We start from the raw sequence: 17,788 nt of genomic DNA on the forward strand, positions 1-17,788 counted from the left end.
GGCTAAATCCCTGTGCTGCTTCCACAATCGTCATTGCGAGCGCAGCGAAGCAATCCAGACTGTCTCTGCGGCAAGATTCTGGATTGCTTCGCTGCGCTCGCAATGACGGGGGAGAGAGCGGAGCCCTACTCCAAACTCTCCACTTGCCGCAGGCTCGGAAACAGCTTCATCCACAGCAGTGCCACCGCGATCGTGCAGACGCCGCCGAGCACGGCCGCGGGCATCGCGCCGAGCAGCGCGGCTGCGACGCCGCTCTCGAACTGGCCGAGCTGGTTGGAGGCGTTGATGAAGAGGAAGTTGACCGCGCCGACCCGGCCGCGCATCTCGTCGGGGGTTGAGAGCTGCACCAGCGAGAAGCGGATCACGACGCTGATCGTGTCGGCCGCGCCGAGAATGGCGAGCGACAACACCGACAGCCACATCCAGGACGACAGCGCGAACACGACCGTGGCGACGCCGAACACGATCACGGCCTGGAACATGCGCAGGCCCACATGCCGCGAGATGGCGTGACGCGCCAGCACCATGGTCATGAGCAGCGCGCCGACCGCGGGCGCAGCGCGCAAGATCCCGAGCCCCATCGGGCCGGTCTGGAGGATGTCGCGGGCATAGATCGGCAACAGCGCGGTGACGCCGCCGAACAGCACCGCGAACAGATCGAGCGAGATGGTGCCGAGGATCGCCGGGTTGCTGCGGATGAAGCGAACGCCGGCGAAGATGTTGTCGGCGTCCGTCCCCTCCTTGGAGACCGCCTGCGGGCGCGGCCGGATGAAGCCGGTCAAAATCATCCCGAGAATCCAGAACAGCAGCATCACGGCATAGGCAAGATGCGGCGCGACCGCGTAGGCAAAGCCGCCGAGCGCCGGCCCGGTGATGGTCGCGACCTGCCCCGCGCCGCTCGCGACTGCGGTTGCGCGCTGGAGCGATCCCTGCGGCGCGATCAGCGGCAAGAGAGCCGCGGTGGTCGGGCTCTCGAAGGCGCCGGCAATGCCGAGCACGAAGGTCGCGATGAAGATCTGCACCTCGCTGACCGCGCCGAGATAGGTGACGATCGCGAGATAGAGCGCGGTCGCGGCTTCCACGAGCTGGCAGAGCTGAACCACGCGCTTGCGCTCGAAACGGTCGGCGGCATGGCCGGCGACGAACACCAGAAGCGCGGTGGGCAGGAACTGCACGAGGCCGACCATGCCGAGGTCGAAGGCCGAGCCGGTGAGATCATAGATCTGCCAGCCGATCGCGACCGCCGCGATCTGGCTGGAGAAGCGCGACAGGCTGCGCGAGAGCAGGAAGAACAGGAAGGCGCGGTGGGAGAGAAGTGCGCGGGCGGTGACCGGCGGATTCGAGGATATCGGCTGCTCTGTCATCGCCTCTTGGGTCACGCTTGGACCGTCCGCCCCCTGATTTCGACCTGCCCCGCGTGGCTGACGCAGGCCTGCTTGTCAACAGCGGGCGGCTCCGGCGGCCTTCCGGCATTGCGTTTGCAACGCACGCGCGGCCATAATCATTGAGGGTTTGGGGACATCATGCTTCGGCTGCAATCGGCACTCGGCGTTTTCGCATTGCTATTGATCGCCTGGGTGCTGAGCGAGAATCGCCGCGCGGCCTCGGCTCGCCAAGCAGCGATCGGGCTTGTCGCAACCTTCGTCACCGCGGTCGTGCTCCTAAAGGTGCCCGTCGTCGCGCGCGCCTTCGGCGCCATCAACGACGCGGTCGGCGCAATCTCGGCGGCCTCGCGCGCCGGCTCCTCCTTCGTGTTCGGCTATATCGGCGGGGGCACCCTGCCCTTCGACGTAAAAGTGCCGGGCGCCGATTTCATCCTGGCGTTCCAGGCGCTGCCGATCGTGCTGGTCATGAGCGTGCTGACGACGCTCTTGTTCTATTGGCGCGTGCTGCCGCCGGTCGTGCGCGGCATGGCCTGGCTGCTGGAGCGGACGCTGGGCGTCGGCGGCGCGGTCGGGCTCTCGACCGCGGCCAACATCTTCCTCGGCATGGTCGAGGCACCGCTGTTCGTGCGGCCGTATCTGGCGCAGATGACGCGCAGCGAATTGTTCCTGGTGATGACCGGCGGCATGGCCGGCATCGCCGGCACGGTGCTGGTGCTCTACGCGACGCTGCTGGCGCCGCTCATTCCCGATGCCGCCGCTCATTTCGTCATCGCCTCGGTGCTGGGTGCGCCGGCCGCGATCCTCGTCAGCCTGATCATGGTGCCGGAGACGTCAGACAAGCGCACCGGCGGCGCGCTGGAAGATCCTGAGATGGACGTCTCCGGCCCGATGGACGCGATCGTGAAGGGGACCAGCGCGGGGATCGAACTGCTGATCAACATCGTCGCCATGCTGCTGGTGCTGGTGGCGCTGGTCTATCTCGTCAATGCCATCCTCGGCCTGCTGCCCAATATCGGCGGCGCCGCGATCTCGCTGCAACGGCTGCTCGGCCTCGTGATGGCGCCGGTGTGCTGGCTGATGGGATTGCCCTGGGATCAGGCGGTGACCGCCGGCAGCCTGATGGGCACCAAGACCGTGCTCAACGAATTGATCGCCTATGTCGACTTCTCAAAACTGCCGCCCGATACGCTCGATCCACGCTCGCGCCTGATCATGCTCTACGCGATGTGCGGCTTCGCCAATTTCGCCAGCCTCGGCATCATGATCGGCGGCTTAGGGGTGATGGCGCCGGAGCGGCGCGAGGAGATCAACGCGCTCGGGCTGAAATCGATCGTGTCGGGGACGCTGACGACGTGCCTGATGGGGGCGGTGGTGGGGGTGTTGAGTTAGGCTCTCTCCGCCGTCATTCCGGGGCGCCGCGAAAGCGGTGAGCCCGGAATCCATCGGGCGTCAGCACATGCGGAGAAATGGATTCCAGGCTCGCACTGCGCGCGCGCCGGAATGACATCAGGCCTTCAACTCCACCGTCCTGAACTCCGCCGGCAGGATCACCTCCAGCAGCTCCACGTCATCCGAATAGTCCAGGATCATGTGCTTGATCTTCGGCGGCTGGGTCCAGGCGCTGCCTTCCTTCATCAAGGTCTCACCCTGACCGTCCATGTAGGTCTTCACCCAGCCCTTGAGCACGTAGACCATCTGGAATTCGACGTCGTGGAAGTGCAACTTCGACACCTCGTTCGGATCGCAGGGGCCTTGCAGGCGGATCACGTGGGCTTGCGCGAGGCCGTGGCTGGCTTCGGCGATGCCGAGGTCGCGATACTTGGCGTAGGCGCGCAGGCCATCGGCCTTGAAGTCTTCCTCGCGGTGATGGCTGATGGCGATGCGCTGCTTGGGACGGGCGGGCTTTTTCGGGGCGGCCTTTGCCGGTGTCGTGCGCGCCTTCGCCTTCACCGCCTTGCGCGCCGAGGATCGTGCCACGGCCTTGGCTCCGCTCCGCTTCTTCACCGCGGCCTGGGCTGCGCTGCGCGATTTTGTTTTCTTGGCCATGGCCGGCCTCCCTGTTGTTATGGGCGGAGGCTAGCACAGAACGAGATATCGTAGGGTGGGCAAAGCGAAAGCGTGTCCACCATTGCCAGATGCAATCGCGGAGAGATGGTGGGCACGGCGCGAGCGCGCCTTTTGCCCACCCTACGATGCCAGCGCGCTGCTCAATGCAGCCGGAACACGCCATCCACGGCGCGCAGCTCGGCCGGCTTGATCAGCTTGGAATGCGCGACGGTGACCGAATGGAGCGGACCGTCGAGCTTCTCCTGCCAGAACGCCAGGAAATCCTTCAGCGCCGGAAATTTCGGAAACATGTCGTAGTTCTGCCAGACGTAGGTCTGGAGAAGCGAGGGATGATCGGGCATCCGATAGAGAATTTGCGCCGTCGTCAGCCCGTAACCCAAAAGCTGTTTCCGGAAATCCTCGGAAACGCCCCCACTCCGCAAGCCCATGCCAACCTCCTTTGCAGGAGCGCATTCAAGGGGCGGCCTGGTCGGTGTGCGCCTTACGAGCCACCCGGTGCTGATGCGCTCACATGAGAGAAATGTGACGCAAACTGACAATCCATCTCAAGCCTAAAAGTTTAACAAGCTGTTGAAATTCAATGCTTTAGCAGCAGAGACGGCTCCGTGCTAATACGGTCACCGGGCGGGTTAACGATGGTAAAGAGATTCTGGCACCCAGGCCTTCAGAGTGCCGATTTTTCTGCTAGAAGCCCTTGCCCCCGCAAAATTCCTGTCCTATTTCAGCCTCGCCTGTGCTAGCACTCGCGGGCACAGACTGCTAACGACTAAAAATTCCCAACTCGTGCAAATACTTAGGAGGACTGCATGAAATTCCGTCCGCTTCACGACCGCGTCGTGGTCAAGCGCATCGACGCAGAAGAGAAGACCGCTGGCGGCATCATCATTCCCGACACTGCCAAGGAAAAGCCCTCCCAGGGCGAAGTCGTCGCCGTTGGCCCGGGTGGCCGCGACGAAGCCGGCAAGCTGATCCCGATCGACCTGAAGGTCGGCGACCGCGTGCTGTTCGGCAAGTGGTCCGGCACTGAAGTCAAGATCGACAACGTCGATCTGCTGATCATGAAGGAAAGCGACATCATGGGCGTCCTCGACGTCCCCGCTTCCAAGAAGAAGGCGGCCTAAGAGCCCCTCTCTCCCTCCAGTCAAACATTCCAAGGAAAGATCCAGATGGCAGCCAAAGAAGTCAAATTCTCGGTTGAGGCGCGCGACAAGATGCTGCGCGGCGTCGACATTCTCGCCAACGCGGTGAAGGTCACGCTCGGTCCGAAGGGCCGCAACGTCGTGCTCGACAAGTCGTTCGGCGCTCCCCGCATCACCAAGGACGGCGTCACCGTCGCCAAGGAGATCGAGCTCGAGGACAAGTTCGAGAACATGGGCGCGCAGATGGTGCGCGAAGTCGCCTCCAAATCCGCTGACGCGGCCGGCGATGGCACCACCACCGCCACCGTGCTCGCAGCAGCGATCGTGAAGGAAGGCGCCAAGTCCGTCGCCGCCGGCATGAACCCGATGGACCTCAAGCGCGGTATCGACCTCGCGGTCGAAGCCGTCGTTGCGGACCTCGTCAAGAACTCCAAGAAGGTGACCTCGAACGACGAGATCGCCCAGGTCGGCACCATCTCGGCCAACGGCGACGCGGAGATCGGCAAGTTCCTCTCCGACGCCATGAAGAAGGTCGGCAACGAGGGTGTCATCACCGTCGAGGAAGCCAAGTCGCTCGAGACCGAGCTCGACGTCGTCGAGGGCATGCAGTTCGACCGCGGCTACATCTCGCCCTACTTCGTCACCAACGCCGACAAGATGCGCGTTGAAATGGACGACGCCTACATCCTCATCAACGAGAAGAAGCTCTCCTCGCTGAACGAGCTGCTGCCGCTGCTCGAGGCCGTGGTGCAGACCGGCAAGCCGCTGGTCATCGTCGCCGAGGACGTCGAAGGTGAAGCGCTCGCGACCCTGGTCGTGAACCGCCTCCGTGGCGGCCTGAAGGTCGCGGCCGTCAAGGCTCCGGGCTTCGGCGATCGCCGCAAGGCCATGCTGCAGGACATCGCGATCCTGACCGGCGGCCAGGCGATCTCGGAAGATCTCGGCATCAAGCTCGAGAACGTCACGCTCAACATGCTCGGTCGCGCCAAGAAGGTGATGATCGACAAGGAGAACACCACGATCGTCAACGGCGCCGGCAAGAAGGCCGACATCGAGGCGCGCGTGGCCCAGATCAAGGCGCAGATCGAGGAGACCACCTCGGACTACGACCGTGAGAAGCTGCAGGAGCGTCTCGCCAAGCTCGCAGGCGGCGTCGCGGTGATCCGCGTCGGCGGCGCGACCGAGGTCGAGGTGAAGGAGCGCAAGGATCGCGTTGATGACGCGATGCATGCGACCCGCGCGGCGGTCGAAGAAGGTATCGTCCCGGGCGGCGGCGTCGCCCTGCTCCGTGCCTCCGAGCAGCTCAAGGGCCTGCGCACCAAGAACGACGACCAGAAGACCGGCGTCGAGATCGTGCGCAAGGCGCTGTCGGCTCCCGCTCGCCAGATCGCGATCAACGCCGGTGAAGACGGCTCGGTGATCGTCGGCAAGGTGCTGGAGAACAAGTCGTACACCTATGGCTTCGACTCCCAGACCGGCGAATATGCCGACCTCGTCAAGAAGGGCATCATCGACCCGACCAAGGTGGTCCGTACCGCGATCCAGAACGCAGCTTCGGTTGCGGCCCTGCTGATCACCACGGAAGCCATGGTCGCCGAGCTGCCCAAGAAGGGCGGCGCCGGTCCGGCGATGCCCCCGGGCGGCGGCATGGGCGGCATGGACTTCTAAGGTCCAACCACCTCAAGAACTACGAAACCCCGGCAGCGATGCCGGGGTTTTTGTTTTCGAGTGATACACTCTATGGTAGCATTATTCTTCCGTCATTCCGGGGCGGCGCAAAGCGCCGAGCCCGGAATCCATTTCACCACTTGCTCATGGCCTATTACGTCTACCTCCTCGCCAGTAAGAAGTACGGCACGCTCTATGTTGGCGTGACGAACGATATCGTCCGCCGCACTCACGAACATAAGAGCAAAGTCATTGCTGGGTTCAGCAAACGATACTCTGTCAGCCGATTGGTATGGTTCGAGATCTATGACGATCCCGTCACTGCGATCACGCGCGAGAAGGAACTGAAGAAGTGGCGGAGGGAATGGAAAATCCGGCTTATTGAGGAGAAGAATCCTCAGTGGATTGATCTGTATCCCCAAATTACGGTCTGACCTCGCCGATCAATGGATTCCGGGCTCGGCGCTCCGCGCCGCCCCGGAATGACGGCCGGGACGGCGGGGCCTCACCACACCTTCCCCAGCCGCTCCATGTGCGGCTCGCCGTCTTCATCGAGCGACCAGAAGATCCGGGTCACCCGCCCGACGAGGTTGTCCATCGGCACGAAACCGATCGTTGCCATCACGCGGCTGTCGCTCGAGTTGTCGCGGTTGTCGCCCAGCACGAAGAAATGGCCGGGCGGCACGGTGTAGACATTGGTGTTGTCGTAGTAGCCGTTCTCGACGCAGTCGTAGGTGATGTAGGAATTGCCATTGGGCAGCGTCTCGCGCCAGCGCTTGACCTTGACGCTGCCATCCAGACCGCAGGCGGTGCCGGCGAGCCCGTTTGCGAGCGCGACGCGCGTCACCGGTCTGTCATTGAGGAAAAGCTGTCCCTGCCGCATCTGGATGCGGTCACCCGGCAGCCCGACCACGCGCTTGACGTAGTCGACCGAGGTGTCCTTTGGCGTGCGAAACACGACGATGTCGCCGTGCTCGGGATCGGCCGCGAAGACACGGCCCGAGATCCAGGACGGCGCGAAAGGAAAGGAATAGCGGCCGAAGCCATAGGCATATTTGGCGGCAAAGACGTAGTCGCCGACCATCAGCGTCGGTGCCATCGAACCCGACGGGATGTTGAACGGCTGATACAGGAAGAAGCGAAACAGGAACGGCGGCGACCACAGCACCGGGATCAACAGGATCAGGACGACGATCGCCTTCCATTCCCGCGGCCGCGGCGTAGGGCGGATCGTTTGCTCAAGAGTGGTCATTCGCTTGCCATGATCGAGATTGTGGTCGTCACCGTGAGATTACGCAACCTTCGCGCGCGTGCAATACCCCACTCAGGGTTTTGGTCGCGCGGGCTTGCGCACGCGTTCATCGCAAGCGTCGACAATGGACATATGAAGGGCCGCCCGTGGGCGGCCCTTCTGCTTCATGCGCTCTCGGGCGCCTTCAGGCGCACGAGCCGGGTCAGGAGGGCATCGAGGCCCTCGCCGTTGCCGGCATGGAGGTCGATGCGGCCGACCTTCTCGACCAGCCGCTCCAGCGACTCCAGCTCCTTGAGCCGCAGCAGCAGGGGGTTCTCCTCCATCAGGCGGGCGGTGTTCAGGAGCGAACGCGTCGCCGCGGTCTCCTCCTGCCGTCGGATCAGGTTCGCCTTCGCGACCCGCTCCGCCTCCACCACCTTGTTCACCAGCTCCCGGATCTCGCCGGGCAGGATCACATCCTTGACGCCGAGCTCGGTCACCTCCACGCCGGACTCTGCGACGCGTGCACGCACATAGTCGCGCAGCTCCGCATCCAGCGCCGCCTTCGCGGACAGCACCTCGTCCAGCGTCCGGCCCGCCACCGCCTCGCGGATCGCGAACTGCACCAGCCGGTACAGCCACGCATCCACGTCGGGCACGGTCGCAACCGTGCGCTCGGGATCGACGACCTGCGGAACGCCGTCAGCGTCACCCGCAGCGCGATGCGATCCTTGGTCAGCATCTCCTGCGCGGTGATCTCGACCGCCTGGGGCCGCAGGTCGAGGCGCTTCACCTCGATCTTGCGGCCGACGGTCCAGAAGGCGTGCCGGCCGGACGCAAGCCGCTCCACGAGCCGGCCCTCGACATAGAGCAGGCCCGCCTCGTGGTTCTCGACCACCGCTTCCATCACGACGGTCGAGCGGTTGCGCTCGATCATGGTCAGGTGCCGCGCGCCAACCCGGGGATCGGCGGACACATCGATGTGCTCGACATCGATGCGGGTCGCGACCTTCCAGTAGACGCGCACCTGCCAGGGCGTCATCAGATGCACGGGCCGGCCGTCGAGGCTGACGATGGCGATCTCGTCCGCCTTGGTCTCGATCGCCTCGAACAGCTCCGCGGCCAGATCAGGCCGCGCGGCCTTCAACACCGCGTAGCGATCCGCAGAGAATTCGCTGCGGACCACATCGAGCACCTCGGCCTTCAGCTCGTGCAGGGGATCGAACAGGCGATGCTTGCCGGGCGCGAGCACGCGCACGAGCTGTCCATTGCGCGTGAGCAACGCACGCTCGCCATCCTTCACCGTCACGTTCAGCATCAGCAAGTGCCAGGTCACGACACGCCTCCATCATGTTGCCTCCGGCCGAACGCGGCCGGATAGCGGGTTTCGTTTGCAAAGGACGTGAGGACGCGGACGACGCTTCCCGGGAAATCAGCGGGCCGGGGCTTGAGCTTGCATGATGACGGGCGCACGCGCGCGATCGCTCGACGCGTGTCGAGCGGTCATGCGGAGCCACCCGGCATCAGCGCAAGCGGTATCTACCCGCGGCGCAAAGCCGGTCTCACAGTGTCGTTGTTCGGACGAAAGCCTTTTGGGCAATGCGGCCGGACGGCGACTGAAGCGCGCGTCCGGTCCCCTTCAGAGGTATCAGCTTTTCAGGCTGAAACGGAGCGCTGGAGCGGGATTCGAACCCGCGTCACGATGAGTAACAGTCATCTGCTCTACCAAACTGAGCTATCCTTTGTGCAAGAGACCGGAATCGAACCGATGCCTTCGGGTGTTCAGCCCGACGCTCTCCATGAGCTACGTCCTGCGTTTGCCCTTCATTCGGCGGAACACGAAACCGCAGAGCGGCCCGCGCCAGTCGGGATCTCAGAGAGCCCGAACCCATGGCCTAGCGAAGGAGGGCGCTAATAGACGAAGCACGTTCGGGTTGCAAGGGGGAAAGCCAAGATTTTTCGTCACGCACTCCGCACTGTGACGCGATGATCACAATGCGATGTGACGTCAACCGCGCGACGTTTCCTGAAAACACGCCCTCACCCAGTCGATCGTCACACGCGTCGCGGGATCGCGCTTGAGATGGTTCTGCACCAGCAGCCAGGCGTCGCGCCGCTTCGGCAGCAGCGTGGCGCGCAGGCGGCGATCGCCGAGCAAGTCCGCGCAAACATACTCCGGCAACACGCCGGCGGCCCGATGCGCGCGGATCAGGTTACGGATGACGCGAACGTTGTCGGTGACGCAGCGCGCGCGGGCTTGCTTCATGCGCAGGAATTGCATCTCGGGAATGGCACCGAGCTCGTCCGGATAGGCGCACAGCACCGGCTCGCCTTCGGTCGCAACAGGCTCGAAATAATAGATGCGGATCTCGCCGAGCCTGGAGATCGCGAAGTCACCCTTGTCGGGTTTACGCAGCCGGATGGCGAGATCGGCCTCCCAGCGCGAGAACTTGACGTTCTCGCTCGAGGTGAGGAATTGCAGCGTCAGGCCGGGATTGGCGCGCAGGAAGTCGCTCGCGCGCGGCGACAGCACCTCCTCGGCGAACGTGTTGGTGGAGGCGATGCGCAAGCGGCCCACCGGACCTGCCAGGCTCGTGCCGACGCGACCGATCTCGGCGGCATGTGCGGCCATCGCCTCGACATGGGCCAGCACCGCCTCGCAACTCCGCGTCGGCCTGCGGACACCGTCGGCGGCCTCGAACAGACGCAAACCGAGCGTGCGCTCGATGCGCGACAGCCTGCGCCCGACCGTCGTCTCGTCGATGCGCAGCCGCGCGCTGGCGCCCGCGTAGGTGCCCTCGTCCCTGACGGCGGCGATGATACGCAGATCGTCCCAGTTCATTGCGTCAGGTTATACCGGCCGGGAGCAGCCTGCAATATCGCAGCCACCCGCTGCAATATCCCTGCATATCGGCAGGCATTCCCGGAGCTATGTTTGTGCAGCCTTTTTGCCCCGGAGATTTCCAGACCATGACGACCGCAAAGACCCTGCTGCAGCTCGCCGGTGCCGATCTCAACCCGCCGCGTCTTGGCGACGCCGCGCTGGTGCTGATCGATATCCAGAACGAATATCTCGCAGGCCCCCTCGCTTTGCCCGACGCCCGGCCCGCGATCGCGCGGGCGGCTACGCTCCTGGCACGGGCACGCGAGAGCGGAGCCGCGATCATCCATATCGCCCATCGCGGCAAGGCCGGCAGCCTGTTCGATCGCGGCGCCGACCGCGGTGCCATCGTCGCCGAGCTGAGCCCCCGTGCCGGCGAGCTGGTGATCGAGAAGGAGTTGCCGAATGCGTTTGCCGGCACTGATTTGCAGACGCGCCTTACCGCAACCGACAGGAAGAACATCGTACTGGCCGGTTTCATGACGCATATGTGCGTCAGCTCCACCGCCCGCGCCGCGCTCGACCTCGGCTTTCGCACGACGATCGACGCCGACGCCTGCGCCACGCGCGACCTGCCCGACGGCCGCGGCGGCGCGCTGGACGCCCGCACCATCCACGAGGTTGCGCTCGCCGAGCTGTCCGACCGCTTCGCGATCATCGCGCGCGGCGATGTGCTGAAATAACGGAGCAACGCGATGCTGCAGCTCTATTTCTCGCCGATGGCCTGCTCGCTTGCGAGCCGCATCGCGCTGATGGAAGCCGGCCTCGATGCGCGCTATCACCTGGTGCATCTCCGGACCAAGACGGTCGCGGACGACGACAGCGATTTCCGCGGCGTGTCGCCGAAGGCCGCGGTGCCGGTCCTGGTGCTGGACAACGGCGACCGGCTGACCGAAAGCGCGGCGGTGCTGCAATACATTGCCGATCTGAAGCCGGAGGCGGGCCTCGCGCCCCGGTCCGGCGATCCCGACCGCTACCGCCTCCAGGAATGGCTGAGCTTCATCGGCGCCGAGATCCACAAGGCATTCCTGTTTCCGACCTTCTGGTACGAGGACGACGGCTCGCTCGCCAAGCCGCGTGCAAGGATCGCACAGACCTTGTCGGTGCCATCGGCGCATCTCACGGACCGCGAATTCCTCGTCGGCAACGGCTTCACCGTCGCGGATGCCCACCTCACCTGGGCCCTGCTGCTGCTCCGTCCCGCGGGCGTCGACATCGCGCAATGGCCAAGCCTGTCGGCCTATCTCGCGCGCATGCAGGCGCGGCCCGCCGTGCGGGAGGCGATTGCGACCGAGACGGAGCTACGCAAGACGGTGGCGGCAAACCCGGCGTGACAGGATGTCACGGTCGCCAAATCTGACGGGTCCACAGCGAGGGCATTGATACCGACGCGGCATGCGCTAATCTGGGAGATATTTTTCGATATTTCCCTGGAAGGCATTCATGCGTACTCCTTCTGGCATTTTGCGTCAGTTTTTCCTGACCCTCCTCGCCCTCTGGCTGAGCCTTGCCCCCGCATCCGCGGACACGCGGGTCGCGCTGGTGATCGGCAACGGCGCTTATGTCTCTACGGCGCAGCTACCCAACCCGTCGCATGACGCCGAAGACGTCGCAGCCTCGCTCAAGCGCAGCGGTTTCGAGGTCTTCCAGGGTATCGACCTGCGCCAGGCCGACATGCAGGACCTGACCATTCGCTTCGCGCGCGCCGCCAGCCGCGCCGATGTCGCGATGTTCTATTACAGCGGCCATGCGATGCAGTACAACGGCGTCAACTATCTGATGCCTGTCGACGCCGTGCTGACGGATGAAGCAGACTTGAAACGCTTCGTGCGGGTCGACGACGTCGTGAACGATTTGCAGCAGGCCAAGAATTTGCGCATCCTCGTGCTCGATTCCTGCCGCGACAATCCGCTGGCCGAAACCTTGAAGCGCTCTGCCGGCTCGACGCGCGCCGCCTCGATCGGAAGGGGCCTCTCGAAAGTCGAGGCGCCGCGCGGCACGATCGTGTCGTTCTCGACGCAATCAGGCCAGGTTGCCGCCGATGGCACCGGCCGCAACAGCCCCTACACGACCGCGTTCCTGAAGCACATCGAGGAGCCGCAGGAAATCGGCGACGTCTTTCGCGACATCAGCAGCGACGTCTATGATTCCAGCGGCAAGACCCAGCTGCCGGAGCTCTCGCTGTCGATCATCGGCAAGTTCTATCTGAATGGACCGGTGTCGGTCACGGTCGCGCCGGCGGCCCCCCAAGCTGCACCGAAGGCCGATCCCTGCGCGGCCGCCGAGGCGCACTGGAAGGCCGCTGAGGGCATCGGCACGCTGGGTGCCTTTGAGGATCATCTCGCGAGATTCCCGAACTGCATCTTCGCCACCCTCGCCAAGGCACGCATTGAAGGCCTGAAGCAGAAAGTGGCCCTGGCGCCTTCCGGCAACGCCAGAACCACGGGAAGCAAGGATTTCGACGGCAATTGGGACGTGACGTTGAACTGCCCGGCTTCCGGCAAGGCGCAGGGCTTCACCAGGCCCCTGGTCGCCACCGTGACCAATGGCGTGTTTCACGCCGAGGTGCAGGGTCCGGGCGGTGTCAATCGGCTGGAGATCGACGGCCAGATCCCCGCGGACGGCAAGACGACCTTGAGCGCGCGCGGCACGACGGGGGCGAGCACCTACACACTCAACAACCTCGCGCCCGGCTCGCCTTACGCCTTCACGGTCGACGCGCAGTTCGATCGCACCCGCGGCAGCGGCAAGCGCAACGAGGCGCGTGCCTGCAATCTGGTTTTCGTCAAGCGCTAGGCCGCGCGACGATCGCGCGGCTTCGCCTGCAACGCCCGCTCACACGCCCGTCTGGCTGATGAACTTCGTGTTGAAGTAGCCTTCCATCGCCTCGGTGCCGCCTTCCGAGCCATAGCCGGAATCCTTAATCCCGCCGAACGGCACTTCGGGCAGTGCCAGACCAAAGCTGTTGATCGACATCATGCCGGCCTCGACTGCCGAGCCGATTGCGGCCGCCGTCTTGGCCGAGCTGGTGAAGGCGTAGGAGGCAAGGCCAAAGGGCAGCCGGTTCGCCTCCTCGACCACATCGTCGAATGACGAGAAGCGGGAGATCAGGGCGAGCGGGCCGAACGGCTCCTCGTTCATCGCGCGCGCATCCTTCGGCACATCGCTCACCACGGTCGGCTCGAAGAAATGGCCCTTGTTGCCGACGCGCTTGCCCCCGGTCTCGAGCCTGGCGCCCTTGCCGACGGCATCCTGCACCATGCCTTCGATGGCGGTGACGCGGCGCGGATTGGCGAGCGAGCCCATCTTGGACTCGGGATCGAGGCCGTTGCCGACCTTGAACGCCTTGGCGCTGTCGACGAATTTGTCGACGAATTCGCGGAACACGTCGTCCTGCACCAGCATTCGCGTCGGCGAGATGCAGACCTGGCCCGCGTTGCGATATTTCGCCGCCGCGAGAATCTTCGCGGCCGACGCGACGTCGGCATCCCCAAAGACGATCGCCGGCGCATGACCGCCGAGCTCCATGGTGGCGCGCTTCATGTGCAGGCCCGCAAGCGCGTTGAGCTGCTTGCCAACATGGGTCGAGCCAGTGAAGGAGATTTTTCGGATCACCGGATGCGGGATCAGATATTCGGAGATTTCCGACGGCACGCCGTAGACGAGGTTGATGACGCCATCGGGCACGCCCGCGTCGGCGAACGCGCGGATGAGCTGCGCGGGCGAGGCTGGCGTCTCCTCCGGCGCCTTGACGATGATCGAGCAGCCGGCGGCGAGCGCTGCGGAAAGCTTGCGCACGACCTGGTTGATCGGGAAATTCCACGGCGTGAAGGCCGCGACGGGGCCGACCGGCTCCTTCATCGCGATCTGGTAGATGCCGGGGCCGCGCGCGGGGATCAACCGGCCATAGGCGCGCTTGGCCTCCTCCGCGAACCACTCGATGATATCTGCCGCGGCCATCGCCTCCATCTTCGCTTCACCGAGCGTCTTGCCCTGCTCCATCGTCAGTAGCGGCGCGATCTCATCATTGCGCTCGCGCATGATCGCCGCGGCCTTGCGCATGATCCGGCAGCGCTCGAAGGGGGCAACGTTACGCCAGACCTTGAAGCCGGCGGAAGCGGCGGCGAGCGCCTCGTCGAGATCGGACTGGCCGGCATGCGCAACGGTGCCGATCACCTCCTCGGTCGCGGGATTGCGCACCTCGATGACTTTGCCCGAATGGGCCGGGCGCCATTTGCCGCCAATGAAAAGCTGGGTGTTCGAATAGGCCAACGGAGTCTCCTTTTACGTCGAGCTGTGACAGATGGCGTCCGCGGCGCGCGTCATCTCCGGTCCGAGATAGAGGCGGAAGCGCGGTTCGGCGGCGAGCGTGCGGAAGTCCGCCATTCGCGTCACCCCGCCGCCGGCGACGAACAGGAATTGCCCGGCGATCTCGGCGAGGATGTCGAGGTGCCAGCTGGCTGTCGGATGCATGCAGAGGATGACCAGCCTGCCCTCGTCGCGCAGCTTGCGGAAGAAATCGAGCATGAAGCCGATATAGCCGTCCTGCAGGTTGAACTGCGGCTCGTCGAACAAATGAACCAGCGGCGTCCGGGTTGGCGACGGCGCCAGCAAGGCGGACGGAATACGCTTGCGGAACCGCCTGACCTGATAGGACTGGTGATAGTGGATCGCGAGCCGGTCGCGCTCGCGATATTTGACGCCATGGATATCGGTGCCCGCGACCAGCACGCGGCCCGAGGTCGGCGCGTTGGAGCCGGTCATCATCTCGAACAGCGTCGTCTTGCCGGCGCCGTTCGGCCCGACCACGCCGACGATGCCCGGCTCCTCCAGCGACAGGTTCGCCTGAAGCGTGAACGTCGGACGGCGGATGACGCGGCCCCTGGTGTAGACCTTGCGGACATCATCGAGGACGAGCAGCGGTGCGGCCACTTATTGTACTCCCAGCAAGCGCTGCCGAAGGGCGCGATCATCGCGCAACGTCGCGGCCTCACCGGTCCAGACGATCCGGCCGCGATCGATCACCGCAGCATGGTCGGCCACCGACAGCGCGATCTCCGCATTCTGTTCCACGACCAGCGAGGCGATCCCCTCCTCTTTCATGCGCAAAATGGTGGCGAGCACGTCGCCGACGATCTTTGGCGCAAGACCCTGGCTCGGCTCGTCGAACAGGACCAGTCCCGGCGAGCCGACCAGCGCGCGCGCAATCGCGACCATCTGCATCTCGCCGCCCGACAGGTTCTCGCAGTCGCGCTCCATGAGATATTCGAGCGGCGAGAAGATCGCGGCGGCCTCCTTGACGCTCCAATTGCGAAAGCGCGTGCGCTTCTGCGCGATGGTGAGGTTGCGTGCCACCGACAAGGTCGGGCACAGCCGCCGGTCGTCGGGCACCCAGCCGATGCCGGCGCGCGCGATCTCGTGGGTCGGATCGCGCGTCACGTCATGCCCGTCGAAGCGAACCGCGCCGCGGCGCGGCCGCGTCAGACCGAGAATCGAGCGCAGCATGGTGGTCTTGCCGGCGCCGTTGGGCCCTAGCAGCGCAAACACCCTGGCGTGCTCGATAGCGAGCGAGGCGCCGAACAGCGCCTGGGTCTCGCCGTAGAAGGTATCGACCGCATCCACTTCGAGGATCATGCGAACTTCCCGAGATTGGAGCGACGCACCCATTCGTTCTGCTGCAGCTCGTGCGGCGTGCCGCGCGCCACCACCTGGCCCCAATGGATGACCGAGATGCGATCGGCGAGCGAGAACAGGAATTCCATGTCGTGCTCGATGGCGACGATGGTCAGTTGGCCCTTCAGGCGCGCCACCAGCGCTGCCAGCCGCTGCACGCCGTCGGAGCCGAGGCCGGAGGTCGGCTCGTCCAGGCACAGCACGCGCGGGGCCTGCGCGAGCGCGACCGCGATCTCCAGCGCGCGGCGGTCGCCATAGGACAGGTCCTTGGCGCGGACATCGCCCTTGTCGGCAAGCCCGACCGCGGCGAGCGCTTCGGATGCCTGCTCGGCAAACCTGGGGTCTCCGGCGGCGGCGCGTGCGATATCGAGGCCACGGGCGCGAAATTCAGGCAGGCCCATCATGACGTTGTCGCGCGTGGAAAACTCGTCGAACAGGGTCATGATCTGAAACGAGCGGGCGATGCCCTTGGCGGCGATGCGGTGCGGGCTCAATCCCGTGACATCCTCCCCGCCGAGCAGGACTCGGCCGCGACTCGGTTTCACCCTGCCGGTGAGGACGTTGAAGAAGGTGGTCTTGCCCGCGCCGTTGGGACCCATCACGCCGTGAAACTCGCCCTTAGCCACCGCGAGATCGACGCTTTCCAGCACGACGCGATCGCCGAAGCGGACGTGCACACCTGCGGCCTCGATCATGCTCATCGCCCGCCCCCGACCAGCAGACGCATCGCGGACGTGCCACGCCGCCGCAACGCGTTAAGTGAGTGCCGCTGCACGGCGGCCGAGAGCGCACCAGCAATGCCTTCCGGCCGGAACAGCACGATCGCAATGAACAGCAGACCGAAATAGAGCATCCAGGCATTCGTCAGCGCGCCGATCACGTCGCGCGCGGTGAGGAAGAGAAACACGCCGATCACCGGCCCCCAGAAGCTGACGAGCCCACCACCGACCAGCGTCATCATCACGACGTAGCCCGATTGATGCAGGCTCATGACATCGGGAAATGCGGCGAGCTGCGCCATCGCGAACAGTCCGCCGGCAAAGCCGGACACGGCCGCCGACAGCGCGAACACCGATGCCTTGTAGAGCCACACGTTGTAGCCGAGATGGGCGGCGCGAACCTCGCTCTGCCTGATCGCAGCGACCACGCGGCCATAGGGCGAGTGTACCAGCCGCCATAATACGGCGGTACCGACCGCGAAGACCGCGAGCACGAAATAGTAGAACGCGACATTGTCGGTGAGATCGAACGACACCAGCCCGAAATCGGCCGGCAGCCGCTTGATCTTGAGAAGCCCATCCTCACCGCCGGTGATGCGGTGCGACTTGATCGCCAGCGTCCAGAAGATCTGGCCGAACGCGATGGTCATGAAGGCATAATAGATGCCGCGCCGGTGCGAGATGAACAGCGCCACCAGCGCGCCGGCAAGCCCCGCGACCACGGCCGCGGCAGCGAGACAGATCCAGAGATTGGCGACAATGTCGAACTGACAGAGCCCGAACGCATAGGCGCCGATGCCGAAATAGGCGCCATGTCCGAACGAGGGAAGTCCGGCCGTGCCCAGCACCAAGTTGAACGCAAGCGCATAGAGCGACCAGATCAGGATCTCGATCCCGAGATAGGGATAGAGCCCGATCCGCGTGATCCAGAGCGGCACCGTCGCAAGCACGAGCCAGAGCACCAGCATCGTCGGCGTGACGAGGCGCGCGGCGTCGGATGAAGAATTTGATCCCACAATCATTCC

17 protein-coding genes, 2 tRNA genes and 1 pseudogene are annotated in these 17,788 nt (G+C 64.7%); 7 read left to right on the forward strand and 13 right to left on the reverse strand.

All coding sequences use genetic code 11. The annotated features are described in order from the left end of the window. Nucleotides 1-125: 125 nt before the first annotated feature. Nucleotides 126-1,364 (reverse strand): MFS transporter, encoded by a 1,239-nt coding sequence (locus ACKWRH_RS29075; protein ID WP_445216311.1) that lies wholly within the window; start codon nucleotides 1,362-1,364, stop codon nucleotides 126-128. A 159-nt stretch (nucleotides 1,365-1,523) separates the two neighbouring features. On the opposite strand from ACKWRH_RS29075, the gene ACKWRH_RS29080 reads away from it, so the two are divergent. Further along, complete coding sequence (locus tag ACKWRH_RS29080; RefSeq protein ID WP_445216312.1) at nucleotides 1,524-2,774, forward strand: NupC/NupG family nucleoside CNT transporter; 1,251 nt, start codon at nucleotides 1,524-1,526, stop codon at nucleotides 2,772-2,774. Nucleotides 2,775-2,891: 117 nt separating this feature from the next. Here ACKWRH_RS29080 and ACKWRH_RS29085 read toward each other — a convergent pair whose 3' ends face one another. Beyond that, complete coding sequence (locus ACKWRH_RS29085; RefSeq protein WP_071912540.1) at nucleotides 2,892-3,431, reverse strand: cupin domain-containing protein; 540 nt, start codon at nucleotides 3,429-3,431, stop codon at nucleotides 2,892-2,894. A gap of 161 nt (nucleotides 3,432-3,592) precedes the next feature. Next, nucleotides 3,593-3,880: an usg protein gene (locus ACKWRH_RS29090; protein ID WP_014494242.1), complete on the reverse strand. Its 288-nt coding sequence runs from the start codon at nucleotides 3,878-3,880 to the stop codon at nucleotides 3,593-3,595. Nucleotides 3,881-4,258: 378 nt separating this feature from the next. Between ACKWRH_RS29090 and ACKWRH_RS29095 the strand changes: the two genes are divergently transcribed. The 3 genes from ACKWRH_RS29095 to ACKWRH_RS29105 all read left to right on the forward strand — a co-directional run bounded on the left by ACKWRH_RS29095 (nucleotide 4,259) and on the right by ACKWRH_RS29105 (nucleotide 6,693). After that, on the forward strand, nucleotides 4,259-4,573 hold the full coding sequence (locus tag ACKWRH_RS29095) for a co-chaperone GroES (protein WP_008139213.1): 315 nt from the start codon (nucleotides 4,259-4,261) through the stop codon (nucleotides 4,571-4,573). 45 nt (nucleotides 4,574-4,618) lie between these two features. Beyond that, nucleotides 4,619-6,259, forward strand: a complete 1,641-nt coding sequence (groL, locus tag ACKWRH_RS29100) for a chaperonin GroEL (RefSeq protein ID WP_445216313.1) — start codon at nucleotides 4,619-4,621, stop codon at nucleotides 6,257-6,259. 146 nt (nucleotides 6,260-6,405) lie between these two features. Further along, a complete protein-coding gene (locus ACKWRH_RS29105) occupies nucleotides 6,406-6,693 on the forward strand; it encodes a GIY-YIG nuclease family protein (RefSeq protein WP_445216314.1) in 288 nt (95 codons plus the stop codon). 71 nt (nucleotides 6,694-6,764) lie between these two features. Here ACKWRH_RS29105 and lepB read toward each other — a convergent pair whose 3' ends face one another. The 5 genes and pseudogenes from lepB to ACKWRH_RS29130 all read right to left on the reverse strand — a co-directional run bounded on the left by lepB (nucleotide 6,765) and on the right by ACKWRH_RS29130 (nucleotide 10,332). Continuing rightward, complete coding sequence (lepB, locus tag ACKWRH_RS29110; protein WP_445216315.1) at nucleotides 6,765-7,511, reverse strand: signal peptidase I; 747 nt, start codon at nucleotides 7,509-7,511, stop codon at nucleotides 6,765-6,767. Between the two features lie 164 nt (nucleotides 7,512-7,675). Beyond that, nucleotides 7,676-8,839: pseudogene (locus ACKWRH_RS29115) on the reverse strand (slipin family protein). 326 nt (nucleotides 8,840-9,165) lie between these two features. Then, nucleotides 9,166-9,231, reverse strand: a tRNA-Asn gene (locus ACKWRH_RS29120). A 4-nt stretch (nucleotides 9,232-9,235) separates the two neighbouring features. After that, nucleotides 9,236-9,305, reverse strand: a tRNA-Phe gene (locus ACKWRH_RS29125). A gap of 193 nt (nucleotides 9,306-9,498) precedes the next feature. Then, the gene (locus ACKWRH_RS29130) at nucleotides 9,499-10,332 is read right to left on the reverse strand and encodes a LysR family transcriptional regulator (protein ID WP_445216316.1); all 834 of its coding nucleotides are present in this window, start codon (nucleotides 10,330-10,332) and stop codon (nucleotides 9,499-9,501) included. A 128-nt stretch (nucleotides 10,333-10,460) separates the two neighbouring features. Here ACKWRH_RS29130 and ACKWRH_RS29135 point away from each other — a divergent pair, with 128 nt between their 5' ends. The 3 genes from ACKWRH_RS29135 (at nucleotide 10,461) to ACKWRH_RS29145 (ending at nucleotide 13,167) form a co-directional block, all read left to right on the forward strand. Then, the gene (locus ACKWRH_RS29135; protein WP_445216317.1) at nucleotides 10,461-11,054 is read left to right on the forward strand and encodes a cysteine hydrolase family protein; all 594 of its coding nucleotides are present in this window, start codon (nucleotides 10,461-10,463) and stop codon (nucleotides 11,052-11,054) included. Between the two features lie 12 nt (nucleotides 11,055-11,066). Further along, complete coding sequence (locus ACKWRH_RS29140; protein WP_445216318.1) at nucleotides 11,067-11,705, forward strand: glutathione S-transferase N-terminal domain-containing protein; 639 nt, start codon at nucleotides 11,067-11,069, stop codon at nucleotides 11,703-11,705. A 109-nt stretch (nucleotides 11,706-11,814) separates the two neighbouring features. Continuing rightward, complete coding sequence (locus ACKWRH_RS29145; RefSeq protein WP_445216319.1) at nucleotides 11,815-13,167, forward strand: caspase family protein; 1,353 nt, start codon at nucleotides 11,815-11,817, stop codon at nucleotides 13,165-13,167. A gap of 39 nt (nucleotides 13,168-13,206) precedes the next feature. Here the strand turns inward: ACKWRH_RS29145 and ACKWRH_RS29150 are convergent, their stop codons facing one another. The 5 genes from ACKWRH_RS29150 to ACKWRH_RS29170 are packed head-to-tail and all read right to left on the reverse strand — an operon-like array spanning nucleotide 13,207 to nucleotide 17,785. Beyond that, entirely contained in the window at nucleotides 13,207-14,643 is a 1,437-nt protein-coding gene (locus ACKWRH_RS29150; protein ID WP_445216320.1) for an NAD-dependent succinate-semialdehyde dehydrogenase, read from the reverse strand. A gap of 12 nt (nucleotides 14,644-14,655) precedes the next feature. Next, on the reverse strand, nucleotides 14,656-15,303 hold the full coding sequence (locus ACKWRH_RS29155; protein WP_028147410.1) for an ATP-binding cassette domain-containing protein: 648 nt from the start codon (nucleotides 15,301-15,303) through the stop codon (nucleotides 14,656-14,658). Then, nucleotides 15,304-16,005: an ABC transporter ATP-binding protein gene (locus tag ACKWRH_RS29160; RefSeq protein WP_445216321.1), complete on the reverse strand. Its 702-nt coding sequence runs from the start codon at nucleotides 16,003-16,005 to the stop codon at nucleotides 15,304-15,306. Next, complete coding sequence (locus tag ACKWRH_RS29165) at nucleotides 16,002-16,745, reverse strand: ABC transporter ATP-binding protein (protein WP_445216322.1); 744 nt, start codon at nucleotides 16,743-16,745, stop codon at nucleotides 16,002-16,004. Before ACKWRH_RS29165 ends, ACKWRH_RS29160 begins: the two co-directional genes overlap by 4 nt. Then, nucleotides 16,742-17,785, reverse strand: coding sequence for a branched-chain amino acid ABC transporter permease (locus ACKWRH_RS29170; protein ID WP_445216323.1), 1,044 nt, complete (start codon nucleotides 17,783-17,785; stop codon nucleotides 16,742-16,744). The genes ACKWRH_RS29165 and ACKWRH_RS29170 overlap by 4 nt, the downstream gene beginning before the upstream one ends. Between the last annotated feature and the right edge of the window lie 3 nt (nucleotides 17,786-17,788).

It is taken from the genome of Bradyrhizobium sp. Pa8 (assembly GCF_052588265.1).